Origin of the sequence: Bacillus tuaregi (genome assembly GCF_900104575.1) — a bacterium.
Classification (GTDB): domain Bacteria; phylum Bacillota; class Bacilli; order Bacillales; family Cytobacillaceae; genus Bacillus_BD; species Bacillus_BD tuaregi.
In genome coordinates, this window is sequence record NZ_LT629731.1 from 1,942,664 (window position 1) to 1,961,113 (window position 18,450).

15 protein-coding genes are annotated in these 18,450 nt (G+C 39.5%); all 15 read left to right on the forward strand.

The window, feature by feature from the left end:
- Positions 1-68: 68 nt before the first annotated feature.
- The 15 genes from BQ5321_RS11630 (at position 69) to BQ5321_RS11700 (ending at position 18,437) form a co-directional block, all read left to right on the forward strand.
- Entirely contained in the window at positions 69-332 is a 264-nt protein-coding gene (locus BQ5321_RS11630) for a hypothetical protein (RefSeq protein WP_071394651.1), read from the forward strand.
- 176 nt (positions 333-508) lie between these two features.
- Positions 509-1,720: a GNAT family N-acetyltransferase gene (locus BQ5321_RS11635; RefSeq protein ID WP_071394652.1), complete on the forward strand. Its 1,212-nt coding sequence runs from the start codon at positions 509-511 to the stop codon at positions 1,718-1,720.
- A gap of 194 nt (positions 1,721-1,914) precedes the next feature.
- Positions 1,915-2,391 carry a MaoC family dehydratase gene (locus BQ5321_RS11640; protein ID WP_071394653.1) on the forward strand — a complete coding sequence of 159 codons (477 nt, stop codon included), beginning with the start codon at positions 1,915-1,917 and terminating at the stop codon, positions 2,389-2,391.
- 108 nt (positions 2,392-2,499) lie between these two features.
- Positions 2,500-4,305 (forward strand): M3 family oligoendopeptidase, encoded by a 1,806-nt coding sequence (locus BQ5321_RS11645; protein ID WP_071394654.1) that lies wholly within the window; start codon positions 2,500-2,502, stop codon positions 4,303-4,305.
- 604 nt (positions 4,306-4,909) lie between these two features.
- A complete protein-coding gene (locus BQ5321_RS11650) occupies positions 4,910-6,049 on the forward strand; it encodes an acyl-CoA dehydrogenase (protein ID WP_071394655.1) in 1,140 nt (379 codons plus the stop codon).
- A gap of 106 nt (positions 6,050-6,155) precedes the next feature.
- Positions 6,156-6,926 carry an electron transfer flavoprotein subunit beta/FixA family protein gene (locus BQ5321_RS11655; RefSeq protein WP_071394656.1) on the forward strand — a complete coding sequence of 257 codons (771 nt, stop codon included), beginning with the start codon at positions 6,156-6,158 and terminating at the stop codon, positions 6,924-6,926.
- A gap of 96 nt (positions 6,927-7,022) precedes the next feature.
- The gene (locus tag BQ5321_RS11660; RefSeq protein ID WP_071394657.1) at positions 7,023-7,994 is read left to right on the forward strand and encodes an electron transfer flavoprotein subunit alpha/FixB family protein; all 972 of its coding nucleotides are present in this window, start codon (positions 7,023-7,025) and stop codon (positions 7,992-7,994) included.
- Between the two features lie 79 nt (positions 7,995-8,073).
- The gene (locus BQ5321_RS11665; RefSeq protein WP_071394658.1) at positions 8,074-10,152 is read left to right on the forward strand and encodes a (Fe-S)-binding protein; all 2,079 of its coding nucleotides are present in this window, start codon (positions 8,074-8,076) and stop codon (positions 10,150-10,152) included.
- Between the two features lie 148 nt (positions 10,153-10,300).
- On the forward strand, positions 10,301-11,152 hold the full coding sequence (locus tag BQ5321_RS11670; RefSeq protein WP_071394659.1) for a 3-hydroxybutyryl-CoA dehydrogenase: 852 nt from the start codon (positions 10,301-10,303) through the stop codon (positions 11,150-11,152).
- A gap of 13 nt (positions 11,153-11,165) precedes the next feature.
- Positions 11,166-11,951: an enoyl-CoA hydratase-related protein gene (locus tag BQ5321_RS11675; protein WP_071394660.1), complete on the forward strand. Its 786-nt coding sequence runs from the start codon at positions 11,166-11,168 to the stop codon at positions 11,949-11,951.
- Between the two features lie 77 nt (positions 11,952-12,028).
- On the forward strand, positions 12,029-13,336 hold the full coding sequence (locus tag BQ5321_RS11680) for an acetyl-CoA hydrolase/transferase family protein (RefSeq protein WP_071394661.1): 1,308 nt from the start codon (positions 12,029-12,031) through the stop codon (positions 13,334-13,336).
- 262 nt (positions 13,337-13,598) lie between these two features.
- Positions 13,599-15,479 (forward strand): helix-turn-helix domain-containing protein, encoded by a 1,881-nt coding sequence (locus BQ5321_RS11685; protein ID WP_071394662.1) that lies wholly within the window; start codon positions 13,599-13,601, stop codon positions 15,477-15,479.
- A gap of 259 nt (positions 15,480-15,738) precedes the next feature.
- A complete protein-coding gene (locus BQ5321_RS11690) occupies positions 15,739-16,617 on the forward strand; it encodes a DUF421 domain-containing protein (RefSeq protein WP_071394663.1) in 879 nt (292 codons plus the stop codon).
- Positions 16,618-16,773: 156 nt separating this feature from the next.
- Positions 16,774-17,460: a hypothetical protein gene (locus BQ5321_RS11695; protein ID WP_071394664.1), complete on the forward strand. Its 687-nt coding sequence runs from the start codon at positions 16,774-16,776 to the stop codon at positions 17,458-17,460.
- Between the two features lie 203 nt (positions 17,461-17,663).
- Positions 17,664-18,437 carry an HpcH/HpaI aldolase family protein gene (locus tag BQ5321_RS11700; protein WP_071394665.1) on the forward strand — a complete coding sequence of 258 codons (774 nt, stop codon included), beginning with the start codon at positions 17,664-17,666 and terminating at the stop codon, positions 18,435-18,437.
- Positions 18,438-18,450: the final 13 nt, after the last annotated feature.

An 18,450-nucleotide genomic window follows, 5' to 3' on the forward strand; every position in this document is an offset into this window, starting at 1 on the left:
ATGAATAAATTGCATGAGATTATGTGAATTGTTTAACATATGACTTATAGTCCATAAGGAGGGTGATTATGACCATTTCAACGAAAAACATCCGAAAAAATAGAATAGGTTTATCAGTCAGAGATCAGATTATTGATGAGATTAGTAATCTCATTATTGTGATGGATATTCATCAATTAAATGGCTGGGAGGATATCGAGTTTGCTCAAATCGATAATCTGAGAAACTCTATGATTTCGACAGAAGAGCTTTATGTATTACGGGAGCTATTGGACAATAAATATGAGGAAATGCTCTATCAATTGTATTTAGAGGAATATTATCTTCAATAATATGACTGTATGCTCAAAATGATGACAAGTTGCCCCCTTATAAGGCAGCTTTTTTTATTGGGTTAGATGTTGAATACCTTTGCAATATGTAAGCGTGCTGTATATAAGTATCTTACTTTTGTTTAAAATAGATAGAGAAGAAAAAGAAATGTACATACATTTTTGGAGGGAATATCATGAGTCGATTGGATAGGCTCAGAATGGGGAAAGTGGAAACAAGACATTTTCAACAATTCAATGAGTTATTACGCTATGTATTTCAAGTCACGAAAAAGGAACTACAAATGGTTGGCTGGGAGGAGCGAGAAATTGCACTTGCCAAACTGCCTGTTTTGGAAAAAGCAGATGTACTTGGCTGGTTTGATGGTGAAACATTGATATCGCAACTGGCTGTATACCCTTTCCGGGTGAATATTTTTGGCCGTACTTTTGAAATGGGTGGACTGACAGGTGTTGGTACATATCCTGAATATGCGAACATGGGGCTTATGAATAAGCTGCTACGACAGGCCCTTTTGGATATGCAGGAAAGGAAACAATCGATATCCTATTTATTTCCTTACTCATTTCCCTTTTACCGCCGAAAAGGCTGGGAAATCATTTCTGATAAGATGACCTTTGAAATCAAGGACTACCAGCTGCCAAAGGCGAGAAAGGTACCTGGCTATGTTGAAAGGCTGGACACAGAGCATCCTGATATTCGCCAGGTTTACAGACATTTTTCTGGCATGCGTCATGCGGCTATGATTCGAAATGAATTAGCATGGGATGAATATTGGAGATGGGATTTGGACGATCTAACAGCAGCTGTTTATTATGATGGAACACATCAGCCACTGGGTTATTTGTTATATTGGATATCGAAGGATGTATTACATGTGAAGGAAATGGTTTATATAAACCAGGAGGCAAGGATTGGTCTTTGGAATTTCATTAGTGCCCATTTTTCAATGGTATCTAAGGTGGTGGGAAGCACGTACACAAATGATCCTTTAGCCTTCTGGCTCGAGGATGGGGATATAAAGGAAACGATTGTTCCTTATTATATGGCAAGGATTGTCGATGTTAGACAGTTTATTGCCCAGTATCCATTTAGGGCTCTTGGAACAGAAATCCGTTTAACATTTGAGCTAGATGACCCCATTTTGGAATGGAATCAAGGGATTTACACGCTCCATATATCTGAAACAGGTGAAGGAAAGCTCGTTCAAAGTGAAGAACTGCCTGATTTTTCCTTAAATATCCAAACGCTGACAACCATGCTACTAGGTTACAAGCGACCATCCTATTTAGCTGTCATCGGTCGTCTTACAGGAAACAAACAAACGGTAGAGAGATTAGAAAGCTTGATTGAACGGGATACACCCTATTTTTCAGATTATTTTTAAACAAATCTATGTAAAGATAAACTATTTTATACAACGGACAAAACAATAGAATTCCGCCGCACAGTGATATTTTCGCCTGTGCGGTTTTTTATTAATATACTATTCTAAATTTTCTAATGTAAATTAAAGGAAATATCGTTTTGGGTATAGAAAGTATCTATATAATAGGATTGATTTAAAGGAGAGGAATACTTATGCAAAAAGAATTAACTTATGAAGACATTCAGATAGGGGATCAAGCTGTTTTTTCAAAAACCATTTCGGAATTTGATATCTATCAATTTGCGGGCATAACAGGGGATTTTAACCCGATGCATATTGACGAAGAGTTCGCGGATAAGACGATTTTTCAGGATAGGATTGCTCATGGTCTCTTAACAGGTAGCTTTATCTCTACAGTACTTGGTATGAAGCTTCCAGGCCCCAATTCCATCTATTTATCGCAGAGCTTTCGCTTTACAGCTCCTGTCAAGGTAGGAGATACCATTAAAGCGGTGGTAGAAGTGATTGAAAAACAGGATCGTAAAAAATTTATTAAATTAAAAACACAGGTATGGAATCAACGTCAAGAAATGGTTGTAGATGGAGAAGCACTCGTGATGAAAAAACAATTAGAGATAAAAAAAGAACAGTCTGATATTGATAAGGTCTCAACAGGCGGAAAGCAATAAAATAGAGCTTTTAGTGAAACGAGAAGATTCTTGAGGTGATTTCAGGGTTATTTTTTTCCTTCGCAGACTAAAAAGTATAAAATGGTAAGTAGAAAAGGAGTGAAATAGATGAAATACATTGATACATGGGATTTAGATACTATTTTTCCAGGAGGAACGAAATCACCTGAATTACAGGAAAAATTACATACGATTAAAATAGAAATCCAAGATTACCAAGAGCTGATTCAACAATGGGACCATCATGGAACTAATTCAGCGGAGTCTCTGAAAGTACTATTAACAAAGCAGGAATCAATTGAAAAAGGCTTAGGTCAAGCTGGCTCCTTTGTCCATATGTGGCAGGATGCCTATACAGATGATGAATATGCTAATGTAGTGATGGGACAAGTAATGGACCTAGCAAGCGAAATGGAAAAGCTATCGACCGTTTATACAAAAAAGCTCGTTGCTATTGAGGACGAAAATTGGCAAACATGGTTGAATGATCCTGAATTATCCGAGCTTTCCTTCGCGTTAAATGAAATTCGTGATCAAGGAAAGCGGCTGTTGTCCGAAGCTGAAGAAAAAATCATTACAGAATTAAATAATGATGGGATTGCCGGCTGGAGCCGTCTCTACGATACAGCTGTTTCCATTATGACCATTCCGTTTACGGATAAAGCGGGGAACAAAAAGGAATATTCAGTCGGTCAGGCAATGAACCGCATGTATTCGGATCCTGATCCAGAGGTACGAAAACAGCTATTTGAAAATTGGGAGGCTGCATGGACTAAGTTTGCTCCTATTTTCGCTGATACGCTAAATCATTTAGATGGATATCGGATTACGCTGCAAAGAGCACACCAGCGTGAAAGCTTCCTTGATGAGCCTTTGGAATATAATCGTATGTCGAAGGAAACCCTTGATGCGATGTGGGCAGCTGTTTCCAATCATAAACCGTCGTTTGTGGACTTTTTAACACAAAAGGCGAAAATACTTGGTATGGAAAAGCTGAGCTGGCAGGATGTAGATGCCCCTGTTGCCTTGGGGGATGCGAAGCCGCCAAGCTTTTCATACGATGAAGCCTGTGATTTTGTGATTGAAAACTTTGCAACCTTTGGACCACAATTAGCACAGTTTGCACAACATGCCTTAGAAAACCGCTGGGTTGAGGCGGAGGATCGTCCGAAAAAACGTCCAGGAGGATACTGTGAAGAGCTTCCTGAATTTCAAGAATCCCGTATCTTTATGACGTTTACCGGCTCATCGTCTGACACAAGTACGTTAGCTCATGAATTAGGCCATGCCTTTCATAGCTATGTGATGAGAGATTTGCCGAATTTAAATCGCGGCTATGCTATGAATGTCGCAGAAACTGCCAGTACCTTTGCTGAAACCATCATTAGCAATGCAACAGTAGCTAATGCGAAAACAAAGGAAGAAAAAATTTCGTTGTTAAATACGAAAATGGAAAATGCGATTGCAATGTTTTTCAATATCCATGCCCGTTATCTATTCGAAAAGTCCTTCTATGAGGAACGTTCAGAGGGGATTGTTTCAGAACAAAGATTGAATGAATTAATGGTCAATGCCCAAAAAGAGGCATACTGCAACAGCTTATCTAGCTACCATCCACATTTCTGGTGTAGCAAGCTACATTTCTTTATTGACGATATTCCATTTTATAATTTCCCTTATACCTTTGGGTTTTTATTCAGCTTGGGTATTTACGCCGAATTCCTTAAGGAACCAAAAGAGTTTGAAGAAAAATATATTGCTTTGCTACGAGATACTGGTTCAATGAAGGTAGAAGATCTTGCACTGAAGCATCTGGGGGTTGACTTAACAAAGCCAGCTTTTTGGGAAGCTGGTATTGAATTAATGGAGAGAGATGTAGAGGAATTTATTCGTTTGACGGATGAATTGTTATAAAAGAATAACGATTTTTGGATCCCTCCAGTTGGAGGGATCTTTTTGGTTCAGATTTTAAGTTTACTCATAAAAGCTATTTAACAAAATAAATCTATCTGAATTTATAAGTTCATTGTTTTTATCTATTCTATTTAAATCAGCTAGATTTTTTATTGTTTTTATTATTTTATAAGTTATTAGACCTATTACTAAATGGGGACTAGTTGTAACTTCTTCTATAAATATAATTATAATCATGCAAATATTATTAATATCTTTCGTTCTATCTCTTTATCACTATATAAAATCTACAGTATTTTTAATATATTCCATAGATTCGTGTTATTGTTTAAAAAATTGTGATTTTTTAGAATATTAATAGAGGAGCTATTCTAAAGACTCTTCTACAAACAGGTACATACAAGGGACAAATAGTGAAGGCTTGCAGACTAGTCATAACTAAAATATGGATAGCAATGATACATCTTTAACAGATGATGTCTTTATTATTTGTTTTTTCCTTCATGTGGTTTGAAAGACGATTCATAGCCAAGTAAATGAAATATTGTCTTTCCTAGTTTTTTGTTCGTTATTCATAATTCAATTTGAGGGAGTCGAGACACAAATGATTTTTAAACTGTCAGAAGAACATGAAATGATTCGTAAAATGGTACATGACTTTGCAAAAAATGAAGTAGAGCCAACCGCAGCACAAAGGGATGAGGAGCAACATTTTGACCGTGAAATCTTCAATAAAATGGGTGAGCTTGGATTAGCTGGTATACCTTGGCCTGAAGAATACGGCGGTATTGGAAGCGATTATTTAGCGTATTGTATCGCGGTAGAAGAGCTATCCCGCGTGGATGCATCTGTTGGTGTTATGCTTTCTGCACATACATCACTTGCTGGATGGCCTGTCTTTAAATTTGGTACGGAAGAACAAAAACAAAAATATCTTCGTCCAATGGCACAAGGTGAAAAATTAGGTGCTTACGGTTTAACAGAGCCTGGAAGTGGTTCTGATGCGAGTGGTATGAAAACAAATGCTCGTCTAGAAGGGGACCATTATGTGCTAAACGGCTCTAAAATCTTTATTACGAATGGCGGAGAAGCTGAAATCTATGTTGTGTTTGCCAGCACCGATTCATCGAAAGGTACTAGGGGGATTACAGCCTTTATCGTTGAAAGCGATTACCCAGGCTTTTCTATTGGTAAGAAGGAAGATAAGATGGGCATTCGTTCGTCACCAACAACAGAGATTATTTTTGAGGACTGCAAGGTACCAGTTGAAAATGTGTTAGGTAATGTGGGCGAAGGCTTCAAGATTGCGATGATGACCTTGGATGGTGGTCGTAATGGTATTGCAGCACAGGCTGTTGGAATTGCTCAGGGAGCGCTTGATGCGGCAACCAATTACGCGAAAGAACGTGTTCAATTTGGAAAACCAATTTCAGCACAGCAGGGTGTAGCCTTTAAGCTTGCCGATATGGCGACAAATGTAGAGGCTGCCAGACTATTAACCTATCAAGCTGCTTATTTAGAATATGAGGGACTTCCTTACGGTAAAGAATCTGCAATGTCTAAGCTATTTGCTGGTGATACAGCGATGAAAGTCACAACAGAGGCTGTACAAATTTTTGGCGGCTACGGCTATACAAAGGAATATCCGGTTGAACGTTATATGCGCGATGCCAAAATTACGCAAATTTACGAGGGAACACAAGAAATTCAACGCTTAGTTATTTCTAGAATGCTGACTAAGTAAGTTTTACCGCCCCACCCCCGTCTTTCGGTTTTACCATAAGAAGGCATCCTCTAGGGAGTCTGCTTGTAAAGCCGAAAGACGTATAAATAGAAATGGAGGAATACAGATGAATATTTATGTAATCATGAAACGCACCTTTGATACAGAAGAAAAAGTTTCGATTCATAACGGACAAGTAAGTGAAGACGGCGCGACATTTATTATTAATCCTTATGATGAATATGCGATTGAAGAAGCTCTTACATTAAAAGAAGCTCATGGCGGTGAAGTAACGGTTGTAACTGTTGGTGATGAAGAATCACAGAAAGAACTTCGTACGGCATTGGCCATGGGTGCAGATAAAGCTGTTCTCATCAATGATGAAGACGTTGAAGAAGGAGATGCATACTCCACTGCCAGTTTGTTAAGTGCCTTTTTTAAAGAGAAGGAAGTGGATATCATTTTAGCAGGAAATGTGACTGTTGATGGCAGCTCTGGCCAAGTAGGGCCTAGACTTGCGGAGGAATTAGAGATATCAGCAGTTACGACCATAACCAAGCTAACCATTGATGGAGCGAAAGCAACTATTGAACGCGATGTCGAAGGGGATATTGAAATCATTGAAACACAGCTTCCGATATTAGTTACCTGCCAGCAAGGTCTAAATGAACCGCGTTACCCTTCACTTCCAGGGATTATGAAGGCGAAGAAAAAACCACTTGAGGAGCTAGAGCTTGATGATTTAGACCTTGATGAGGACGATGTGGAAGCAAAAACAAAAACGACTGAAATCTTTCTGCCACAGGCAAAAGCGGCCGGTCGAGTCCTAGAGGGCGATCTTTCACAGCAAGTAAAGGAGCTGGCCTCCTTACTAAAGGCAGAAGCGAAAGTGATTTAACATCATTCAGCAACCGGACGCAAATTCGACGGGCGAATTTGATTCGAAACCATTATTTGAAAAACAAATGTACAACTAAGGGAGGGACCCACCAATATGGCAAAGGTATTAGTGTTAGGTGAAATACGTCAAGGTGAATTACGTAATGTAACGTTTGAAGCGATAGCAGCTGGAAAGAAAATCGCCAATGGCGGAGAAGTAGTCGGAGTATTATTAGGTGAGAATGCAGCACTTCTTGCCAATCAAATGATTCAATATGGTGCAGACCGCGTGCTGGTCTCTGAACATGGTGACCTGCATTCCTATACACCGGATGCCTATACACAGGCATTGCTTCAGATCGTGGAGGATGAAAAGCCTGAAGGGTTTATTCTCGGACATACGTCAATGGGAAAAGACCTATCACCACGATTGGCAGCAAAGCTTCAATCAGGCTTGATTTCAGATGCGGTCAGTCTTGAGGTCAATGGGGATGAGGTTGTTTTCACTCGTCCAATCTACTCTGGAAAAGCATTTGAGAAAAAAGTGATAGAAAACGGTCTTATTTTTGCCACGATTAGACCAAATAATATCACGGCACTGGAAAAGGATGAATCACGTAGTGGTGAAGTGACACTAGTGGAGGTTGAGATTAAAAATTTGCGCACCATTATCAAAGAAGTGGTTCGTAAAACGACCAATGGTATTGACCTGACGGAAGCGAAAATCATTGTTTCTGGCGGACGGGGCGTGAAGAGCAAAGAAGGCTTTAAGGTATTACAGGAGCTGGCGGATGCGTTAGGCGGAGCAGTCGGTGCTTCTCGTGGTGCTTGTGACGCAGATTTCTGTGATTATGCGATGCAGATTGGTCAAACAGGAAAGGTCGTAACACCTGATCTCTACATTGCGTGCGGAATTTCTGGTGCTATTCAACACGTAGCCGGAATGTCTAACTCAAAGGTGATTGTGGCGATCAACAAGGATCCAGAAGCGAATATTTTCAGTATCGCTGACTATGGAATTGTTGGAGATTTATTTGAAGTCGTTCCGTTATTAGTCGAAGAATTTAAAAGCTTAGCAATCAATTAATTTTTACAATCAAAATCAATCTATTCAAAGGGAGGATGTTGCTCCTCCCGTTGATTTCAACTAAGAAGGATGAAAAAGAATGATATCATTATTAAACCTACTTGCTTTCCTAGCTGTCGCAGGATATGCAGTCTATTTATTTATTAATCTGGTCTATACTCGCTATCTGTTTATCAAGCTTGGTAAGCAGGCAGAATTCGAGCCGAAATTGAAGGAAAGAATCCAGCTGATTTTACAGAATGCCTTTGGTCATTCTAAGCTCTTTAAGGATAAGAAAAGCGGACTGATGCATATCATCCTATTTTATACCTTTTTTATCATTCAGCTTGGCCTTATTGAACTGATAATAAAAGGCTTTATTAAAGGCTATGAATTTCCGCTTGGAGCAGCGCATAAATATTTCAGTCTTCTTCAGGAATGGGCAACGTTTCTTATGCTGTTGGCCGTTATATACGGTTTTTACCGACGATATGGTGAGAGGCTACAACGTCTACAATGGAAGCGGAATGGAAAAGCTGCATTTGTGTACATCGCCTTAGCTACGTTAACCTTATCAATTCTCTTAACATTGGGTTTTGAAGCGATTATGCTCCATCATCAACCAAATCTCGTCTATGCTCCATTCTCCGGCACTATTGCAGGGTTGTTCTCTACTATAGGAACAACAGCAGGTACTGTGCTATTTTACCTATTTTGGTGGATTCATATGATAACCGTCTTCACCTTCCTTGTCTTTGTCCCTCAGTCAAAGCAATTTCATGAATTGTTTGCGATGGTCAATATTTTCTTTAAAAAACAAGGCCCGGTTGGAAAGTTAAAAAAGATTGACTTCGAGGATGAAACAGCAGAGGAATTTGGTGTTGGAAAAATTGAGGATTTCACGCGAGCACAGCTGATTGATTTATATGCTTGTGCGGAATGTGGACGCTGCACCAATATGTGCCCTGCTTCTGGAACAGGAAAGACCTTATCACCAATGGATCTCATTGTCAAAATGAGGGAGCATCTGACCGAAAAAGGAGCAGCTGTTACCTCGAGACAGCCGTGGGCACCTGCCATTGCTTTTAAAAATACTAGAGCGAATCAGTTGGCACTAGCAGGAAGCGGGGCAGAGGAAGTAGCTGCCACCATGGAAAGTGTGAGTTTAATAGGTGATGTCATTACTGAAGAGGAAATTTGGGCATGCACGACGTGCCGTAACTGTGAGGATCAATGTCCTGTTATGAACGAGCATGTCGATAAAATTATTGATTTGCGCCGTTATCTTGTTTTAACAGAAGGGAAGTTGAATCAGGATGCACAGCGGGCGATAACGAATATTGAGCGCCAGGGAAATCCATGGGGAATGAACCGTAAAGAAAGAGTCAATTGGCGCGATGCCGTAGAGGAGTTTACTGTGCCGACGGCGAAGGAACTGAAAAAAGCAGGGGAAGAGTTTGACTATCTATTCTTTGTCGGCTCAATGGGCTCCTATGATAACCGGAGCCAGAAGCTAACGCAGTCCTTTGTACGAGTACTGAAGCATGCCGGTATAAAGTTTGCTATTTTGGGGAATGAAGAAAAGAACTCTGGTGACACACCGCGCCGAATTGGGAATGAATTCTTATTCCAAGAGCTAGCTAATGCCAATATAGAAACCTTTAATAAGTACAATGTGAAGAAAATTGTGACGATGGATCCACATGCCTTTAACACACTGAAAAATGAGTATCCTGAGTTTGGTTTGGAGGCGGAGGTATTCCATCATACAGAATTACTTTCTGATCTGATAAAGGAAGGAAAATTAGTGCCGAAAAATTCTGTTGATGAAATGATTACCTTCCATGATTCCTGTTATTTGGGACGCTATAATCAGGTATTTGATGCACCACGTGCTATTCTGCAAGCGATTCCTGGTGTTACACTCGTTGAAGCAGAAAGAAATAGAGAAAATGCCATGTGCTGCGGGGCAGGTGGTGGCCGGATGTGGATGGAAGAAGATACAGGGACAAGAATCAATCTTGCCAGAACCGAGCAGCTTCTTGAAAAGAATCCAACCGTCATTGCAAGCGGATGTCCCTATTGTTTAACGATGATTAGTGATGGAACAAAAGCAAAAGAAGTTGATGAAAAGGTTCAAACCTTTGATGTAGTAGAAATTTTAGAAAAATCACTATAACACATAATCTGTTAGGGGGATGCTGTCGAGCGATGTAACAGACAGTACCCTGACAGCGAAGTGATATTCAGATTTTTTATCTCATGAAAATTCATACTATTCATAATAGTATTTCGAAAATGCAGGTACACAATTGGAGGAAAACAGAATGAAAATAGAAAAGGTTATGGTAGTGGGTTCCGGTCAAATGGGAAGCGGAATTGCCCAAGTACTAGCACAAACAGGCTATCAGGTAGTGATGAATGATATTAAAGAAGAGTATGTTCAAAAAGGAATCGAGAAAATCTCGAAGCAACTGGACCGTGATATTGAAAAAGGCCGGAAAACAGAAGCTGAGAAAAACGAGTTGCTTTCAAGGATCCTGATTTCTACCGATCTTGAAGATGCAAAGGATGTTCAGCTGGTGATTGAAGCTGCCACGGAAAATAAAGAAATTAAACTGAACATTTTCCGAAGATTGGATGAAATAGCGCCAGAACAGGCCATTTTGGCTTCCAATACTTCTTCCCTATCTATTACGGAAATAGCAGCCGTAACCAATCGTCCTGAAAAAGTAATCGGGATGCATTTCTTTAACCCTGTACCGGTGATGAAGCTAGTGGAAGTGAATAGAGGACTGGCTACATCAGAGGAAACCTTCTCACACATAGAGGATTTAGCGAAGGAAATGAAAAAGGTACCAGTGGATATTAAGGATTTTCCAGGCTTTGCCGTTAATCGGATCTTAATCCCAATGATCAATGAGGCTATTTACGCTGTATACGAGGGAATCGCTTCACCAGAAGGAATTGATGAAGTAATGAAGCTTGGTGCGAATCACCCAATGGGGCCGATAACGTTAGCCGATTATATTGGGCTTGATACCTGCCTTGCAATCATGGAGGTTCTCCATGAAGGCTTTGGCGATCCGAAATACCGTCCATGCCCGCTGTTAAGAAAATATGTTGAAGCAGGCTGGCTTGGTGTGAAAACAGGACGTGGATTTTATGTCTATAACTAAAGGAGAAGTAACAATGAAAGAATTTAATACTATCACCTGCTCGGCAGAAGAAAATATTGCCATTATTACGATTAATCGACCAAAATATTTGAACGCCCTTAATACTGAGGTATTACAGGAATTATCAGAGGCTGTTGATTTTATTGCTGTGAATAAGGAAATTCGTGCAGTCGTATTGACAGGTGCTGGTGAAAAGGCATTTGTTGCCGGAGCAGATATTGCAGAAATGCAATCCAAAAATGTGCTAGAAGCCCGTGAATTTTCAAGCTTAGGTAATCGTATTTTTTCAAAGCTTGAAAACCTTTCTATTCCGGTCATTGCTGCAGTAAACGGTTTTGCGCTTGGCGGCGGCTGCGAGCTGGCTATGGCATGCGACATCCGTATTGCCGGAAGCAAAGCTAAATTTGGTCAGCCTGAGGTCGGTCTTGGAATTATGGCTGGTTTTGGGGGAACACAGCGGCTTGCACGTCTTGTTGGAGCAGGAATCGCTAAGGAATTATTGTATACAGGTGAAATGATTTCTGCAGATCGCGCCTACGAAATTGGACTTGTAAATAAGGTGGTTAATTCAGTTGAAGTACAAGAGGAAGCGATAAAAATGGCGCAAATGATCGCCTCTAAATCTCCTTTAGGCGTAAGCTTCACGAAAAAAGCAATCAATGATGGGGTCAACCTAGACCTTGAACGAGCGTTATCCCTTGAAGCTGAATTATTCGGAGCCCTATTCTCAACAGACGATCAAACAGAAGGAATGACGGCATTTTTAGAAAAGCGGCAGGCTGCCTTTAAAGGAGAATAAGGTTAATAATAAAAAACGGCGATGAAACACTGGGGATATATAGATGATAAATTGTGAACTAAATGGGGAGGCTATATATGAGTGTTCAAAGGATGTATCAAGCAAAGGTTTGTATGGCAGAGGAAGCAGTTCAATTTGTGGAGCCAGGTGAGGTGGTTGTTTTTCCAATCAACCCTGGTGAACCTCCTGCTCTGTTGCAGGCACTGCCAACCAATCAAAAGCTAATGGGGAATACACTTTTCCGGATGTTGCCTGGGTATCCGCTTATCGAAACGGAATCGGAAATCATTAAACAGGTTTCAATCTTTTTAAGTGGTCATGACCGTAAGGCATTTAGCGAAGGAGTGAGCGATCTACTTCCTAACCATTTTTCAGACATACCTGCATTATTAAAAATGTCATCACCGACACCAGTGGTGATGGCGGCAGTATCACCAATGGATGAGGAAGGTTATTTCTCACTTGGTACAAGTGTCAGCTATGTGGGTGATTTACTAGATCAGGCTAAGTCTATTATTCTGGAAGTCAATCAAAAAATGCCGCGAACCTTTGGCGAACAAAATAAAATTCATATCAGCCAGGTAACAGCGTTGATTGAGAATGATTTTGATTTGCCCTCACTGCCAGAGCCGATTTTGAATGATAAGGATACGAAAATCGGTCAGACGATTGCAGACTTAATTCGTAATGGCGATACATTGCAAATTGGGTTTGGCTCGATGCCGAATGCGGTAATGGAATACCTGAAGGACCACCGTGACCTAGGAATCTATACTGAAATGTTGCCTGATAAAGTGGTAGATTTATATGAAAAGGGCGTGATCACAAACGCGAATAAGAAAATCTACCGAGGTAAGACCACGGCTACCTTTGCTTTAGGGTCTAGAAGATTATACGATTTTATGAATAACAATGAAGATATTTTCATGCTCCCATGCCAGGTCAGTAATGATTTACGAAATATTTCTCAGCTTGATCATTTGGTCTCAGTAAATTCTACAGTTGAGGTTGATTTCCTTGGTCAGTGTAATTCCGAGGTTATTGCTGGAAAATACTATTCTTCTACTGGAGGACAGGCGGATTTTGCCAAGGGAGTAAGAATGACAGAAAATGGGCGTGGAATTATTTGCCTATACTCAACAGCTAAAAATGATAGTATTTCAAAAATTGTTCCCTTGCTTTCACCCGGATCTGTTGTGAGTACAACGAAAAACGATGTTGATTATGTCGTAACCGAATTTGGTAAGGCGGAGCTTCGTGGGAAAACTGTTCAAGGACGAACAGAAGCGTTGATAAATATTGCCCATCCAAAATTTAGAGAAGAGCTTACTTTTGAAGCAATAAAAAGAGGCTTTCTTCCTAAGAAGAATTTTTTCATGATTTAGAAAAATAACAGGGGGAATCCTTCATTACTTGCATATGCAGTGGGGAGGATTGCCTCTTTTTCATATAGTAAGGGGAGATTAAAATGAAAATAAATGGTAATAGAAGGCTGAGGTGAAGGTTGAGCTTCCAATTGTATACGAAATATTTTTAACAGATATGACTAAAACCCCTTTCATATATTATCAGAGAATATTATTATAAGAAATATCTAAATGTTTAATTTATCTAAATACTCTTTTAGGTAGAGGGGATGCAAATGGAATGAATCAACTGATTAAATTGAATGATTTATTATACATTAATCAAAAAAATGATCTTCTTTACGTTAATGCTGAGAGACATCTTTTGATTCCAAGCAGTTCATTTGGGGTATTACAGCGTGATTTAATTGACAATATCGGAATGGAGCGGATGAAGTCCTTTTTCTTTAAACATGGCTGGAACCTAGGAACAGATGATGCAAAAGAGATTATGAAGAATACTTCCATGAGTTTAGAAGAAAAAATATCATACATACCCGTATTTCATTCTAATAAAGGACATGTGAAAGCAACGATTATGGAGAAGGACCTCCAAATGGAGCAAGGGCGAGTGACATCCTTCCGTTTAAAGGGAGTATGGGAGGATTCTTACGAAGCTGAGCAGCATATACACAATTTAGGCTATACAGATCATCCTATTTGTTACACCCTTACAGGCTACGCGAGTGGGGCTATCTCACTGCTTTTTGGGGAAAAGGTATTTTTTAAAGAGATACAATGCAAGGGTACGGGGGCTTCCCATTGTGTATGGGAAGGAAGATTGCTTTCTGAGTGGGATGAAGAAGTGGTAGAGGGCATTTTTTATCGAAAGGAGCTTCCCATTTTAAAGGAGCTTGAGCAAACCAACGCGAAGCTGCTCCATGAAAAAAATAATCTATCTCTTGTGATGGAAATGGAGCAGGAGCTCACAGACAGAGTTGCGAAGGGCATTAATATAAAAGAAATGCTTGATATTGTTCAAAAGCAAATCAAAGTGCCTGTTGTCGTAGAGGATTTATACCAGCAGGTTGTCCTAGTGAGGGGAATGACAAAAGAAGAATATGAGCCGATTAAAAAGGATTTCTTTGCTTTCATCAAAACAGAAGCACCCATTCAGACCATTGCGAAAATCCAGCATGCCGAATGCATGAGACTTGTTTCTCCTATTTATTTGCAGGAAAAAATCGTTGGCTATTGCTCCTTTTTATATAAAGACAAAACATGTCAATATGAAATCGATTCGATGCTTATTAACCGGGTTTCCTCTGTGTGCTCTGTCATTTTATTAAATGAGAAGGTTAAGCTGGAATCGACGGAGCGGATGAAGGGTTACTTCTTTGAAGAAATAATGAATGGAAAATACCGTTCTGAGCAAGCCATTATGAGTAAGGCCTTTTTTATTGATTTGGATTTTACTGGTGGATATTATGCTATTCATCTGAAATATACCGTTTCCAACAAGCAGCAAAAATTAAATCCGACATTACATAATGAAATCTATGAATCCGTCACGAAATATATGTCAGATAAAGGTATTCATGTCCTAATTGGTGAAAAAACCGATAGCTTACTACTGCTGTTACCGGTAAAACAGCTGGGAGAAAGAAAAGTAGAGTATATTATTTACCCGTTTATGACCTATTTACGAAAAAGGCTTCATGATACATTTTGGTTTGCTGGGATTAGCTCAATGCATAATCGTGTAATCGATGAGGTCAAGGATGCTTTTAAAGAGGCTCATACTGCCGTTAAGCTGTCTTCGACAGATACTCCCATTACGTTCTTTCATGAATTAGGCATTCTGGGAGTTCTCGTCAATGATGAAAATAGAGTAGCCATCAAGAAGCTTGCGGCATTTACATTGGGAGATTTATACAAAAATCTTGATCAGAGTAAAGCGGAATTAATTGGGACATTATATGCCTTTTTGACAAACGGTGGTAACTTTGAGCAAACGGCCGAGCAATTAGCAATATCCATCAGTGGACTACGCTATCGTTTGAATAAAATCACTAATTTACTGGGCGGCGACCTGCGTGATCCAGAACGAAGATTTCAACTGCTTCTATCATTAAAGGCATTAATTGTGTTGAATGATGAATGGCTCGAAATAGAGCAGTAACCCCTTTTGAATATGACATCTATAAGATATTGGAGTATAAGGGACTGGATTTTAGTGGGATGTGTTTTAACTAACATTATAGGGCTTTCCTAAGAATGGATTCATTATCCATTTTCTTAGGGGAGTTTTTTTATTATAGGAGTATTTTTATATTTGATTATTTTAAGTCTTCCCACCTAGTAATTAATATAAATTGACAATCATTTTTCTGCTTGTAGAGGGAAAGCTACTTACGATAATGATGGTTTTGGAGGTTGCTATGCCCGAATATGTAATGGTAATTGGTCGTTCTTTCTTGTCTTTTATCGTTTTGTTTATTTTGGCAAGAATCCTTGGAAAAAAGCAAATATCCCAATTAACCTTTTTTGACTATGTGGTTGGGATTGTGATTGGCGATATGGCATCCACGGTTGCGATTGATGCAGACATGAAATATCTTCATGGTGTGATTGGATTGGTCGTGTTTACTCTTTCTTCATTACTTTTATCTTTCGGAGCGATTCGGTCCTTTAAATTTAGAGATTTAGTTGAGAGCAGTCCGACCATTATGGTGAAGAACGGAAAAATTATGGAGGAAAGTCTTAAAAAGCATAAGATGACCTTTGATGACCTGTTAAATGGATTACGGGTTCAAGGAGCGTTTAAGCTTTCTGAAGTTGAAATCGCGATTTTAGAAACAGATGGACAAATTAGTGTCATGAAAAAACCACAGTATGAATCGTTAACCCCAAATGATATCGGTCTGGAGACGGAGGAGGACCATGCACCTTCACTTGTTATCATTGATGGGAAACTGTTAGAAAAACGACTTCATTATCTTGGATATAGTCAGGAATGGTTGCTGGATGAAATAAAAAAACAGGGGGCTGAAGAGGTCAAGGATGTCTTCTTTGCCCAGTTGAATTCGGATGGCAGTGTTTATGTTGATTTATATGATGACAAAGAAAAGAAGAAGCAGGAAAAGCAAAAACCACAGCTTGCGGCTTCATTAAGAAGAGTACAGGCTGATATAGAAAGTTTGGCAACAAAGGCTAAGGATCGAAACGCGAAGCAAATGTACTATAACCAATCAATGGAGCTGCAAAATGTAATTAAAAAGATTAACCCTTATTTAAATGGAAAAACGCAAGACTTTTAAAGCAATGATTTTTCTCATTTTGGGAATAACTAAATAGTGATGCCATAGATGAATATTTATGAGCTTTTCGTTAAATGATAAAATATCATCCATTCTGTGAAGAAATAAACGTAAGACCATGTATTTTGCATAAATGGAGTAATCGGGAGGACAACAATGAGAAGGATTAATCCAGGTTCCGTCAATTCTTACATTAAATATGGAAATCTTAAAATACCGAAGATTATTCAATGTGAGTGCCCGGGCTGTAGAAAGACAACTGAATTTATGCTTAATGCAAACTACCAGAACAGTAAGAAAGGTATTGTAACGGAATGCAGCTGTCCTGAATGTAAGAAGCAGTCCGCTTTTATCATCATGACAAGAGAGTGTGTGGATGAAAATGGTGAATATGCTGATACGTATATTTATGACCTGCAGGATTCGATACACCCCATTCATCAAATAGAAAACTTACCCAATATCCCTAAGGATCTAATTCGGGCGTATCGCTCTGCCATTAATGTCCATCAATCACGAGAAACCTCTGCAACCGCCGTTATGTCAAAACGTGTAATTGAAAGTATTTTGAAGCATTTTCTTGCAGAAAAAAGTAAAGCTCAGCCGCTGTCACAGCAGCTAGAGCTACTGCCGGATTATGTTGATTTAGATCGGCCGATTCATTCACTAGCAAGGCTCCTAGAGACAGACAAGACTCTGCATCGGATGCTCGAATTGGAAGCAGAAATGGATTACGAGACGACCTCATTATTAATGGATCTATTAGAAAGCCTGATAGAGTATCTCTTCATTCTACCTGGTAAAATAGAGGTAACCAATTCAAAATTAGCAAAAAAATTTTAATAAGTAGAGAAAATCAATACATAAATCGTAGAAGCTGCCGAAAGGACGACAGCTTCTTTTTGTGGTTAACCAATCCATAATTCTCAAAACGTTCATTCGACTTTTTAATAGAACAATGCTATAACTAAACTGAATATTAATTATATTTTAATATCATTATTGGAATAAAAACTGAAAATATTACATGAGAGTGGTGAGGAGTAATGAGGAAGAATACCTTAAAGGAAAAAATAGATCAGAAGCAAAAGGTCTTTGGGACCTGGCTAATGACGAACAGTCAGGATAATGCTGAAATCCTCGGACACACTGGCGTCGATTTTATTATGATTGATGCTGAACATGGCTCCATGGATCTAGAATCAGCGGGACGAATGGTTTCGGTCATTAGAGGTACGCAGGCAACTCCGCTTCTCAGGGTTGCGGGAAACGAAAAGTCACTAATAAAAAAAGGACTTGATACAGGGGCTTCAGGAGTTATGATTCCAATGGTGAATACGGAGGAGGAGGCAAAGGATGCCGTGAGCTATTGTAAATATCCTCCTGTTGGCGTTCGCGGAATGGGGGCTGGACGGGCGGTCTTATTCGGTGCTGCTGCGGAGGAATATGAGGACTATTATGCACAGGCCAATGAGGAAGTATTGGTCATTGTCCAAATCGAGCATTATGAGGCCGTTGAAAATATTGCTGAAATTCTCTCTGTCCCGAATATCGATATTGCTTTTGTTGGACCATATGATTTAAGTACGTCAATGGGATTGCCAGGGCAGGTGAATCATCCTGATGTGATAAAGAACTTTCAGAAGGTCATCACAGCCTGTGAAAAATTCAATGTTACTCCGGGCATCATGACGTGGACAGATGGAATTGAGCAGCATCTTGAAATGGGCTTTAAGTTTCTTCTCGGAGGCATGGACGGAGCGATTCTATATAATGGAGTCAAGCAGTTAGTGACTGAATTTAATGGATTTACTAAATAAGTGAAGTGGTGTC

Coding starts and splice junctions, on each gene's coding strand:
- BQ5321_RS11630 (WP_071394651.1), top strand. CDS start 69: ATGACCATTTCAACGAAAAACATCCGAAAAAATAGAATAGGTTTATCA.
- BQ5321_RS11635 (WP_071394652.1), top strand. CDS start 509: ATGAGTCGATTGGATAGGCTCAGAATGGGGAAAGTGGAAACAAGACAT.
- BQ5321_RS11640 (WP_071394653.1), top strand. CDS start 1,915: ATGCAAAAAGAATTAACTTATGAAGACATTCAGATAGGGGATCAAGCT.
- BQ5321_RS11645 (WP_071394654.1), top strand. CDS start 2,500: ATGAAATACATTGATACATGGGATTTAGATACTATTTTTCCAGGAGGA.
- BQ5321_RS11650 (WP_071394655.1), top strand. CDS start 4,910: ATGATTTTTAAACTGTCAGAAGAACATGAAATGATTCGTAAAATGGTA.
- BQ5321_RS11655 (WP_071394656.1), top strand. CDS start 6,156: ATGAATATTTATGTAATCATGAAACGCACCTTTGATACAGAAGAAAAA.
- BQ5321_RS11660 (WP_071394657.1), top strand. CDS start 7,023: ATGGCAAAGGTATTAGTGTTAGGTGAAATACGTCAAGGTGAATTACGT.
- BQ5321_RS11665 (WP_071394658.1), top strand. CDS start 8,074: ATGATATCATTATTAAACCTACTTGCTTTCCTAGCTGTCGCAGGATAT.
- BQ5321_RS11670 (WP_071394659.1), top strand. CDS start 10,301: ATGAAAATAGAAAAGGTTATGGTAGTGGGTTCCGGTCAAATGGGAAGC.
- BQ5321_RS11675 (WP_071394660.1), top strand. CDS start 11,166: ATGAAAGAATTTAATACTATCACCTGCTCGGCAGAAGAAAATATTGCC.
- BQ5321_RS11680 (WP_071394661.1), top strand. CDS start 12,029: ATGAGTGTTCAAAGGATGTATCAAGCAAAGGTTTGTATGGCAGAGGAA.
- BQ5321_RS11685 (WP_071394662.1), top strand. CDS start 13,599: ATGAATCAACTGATTAAATTGAATGATTTATTATACATTAATCAAAAA.
- BQ5321_RS11690 (WP_071394663.1), top strand. CDS start 15,739: ATGCCCGAATATGTAATGGTAATTGGTCGTTCTTTCTTGTCTTTTATC.
- BQ5321_RS11695 (WP_071394664.1), top strand. CDS start 16,774: ATGAGAAGGATTAATCCAGGTTCCGTCAATTCTTACATTAAATATGGA.
- BQ5321_RS11700 (WP_071394665.1), top strand. CDS start 17,664: ATGAGGAAGAATACCTTAAAGGAAAAAATAGATCAGAAGCAAAAGGTC.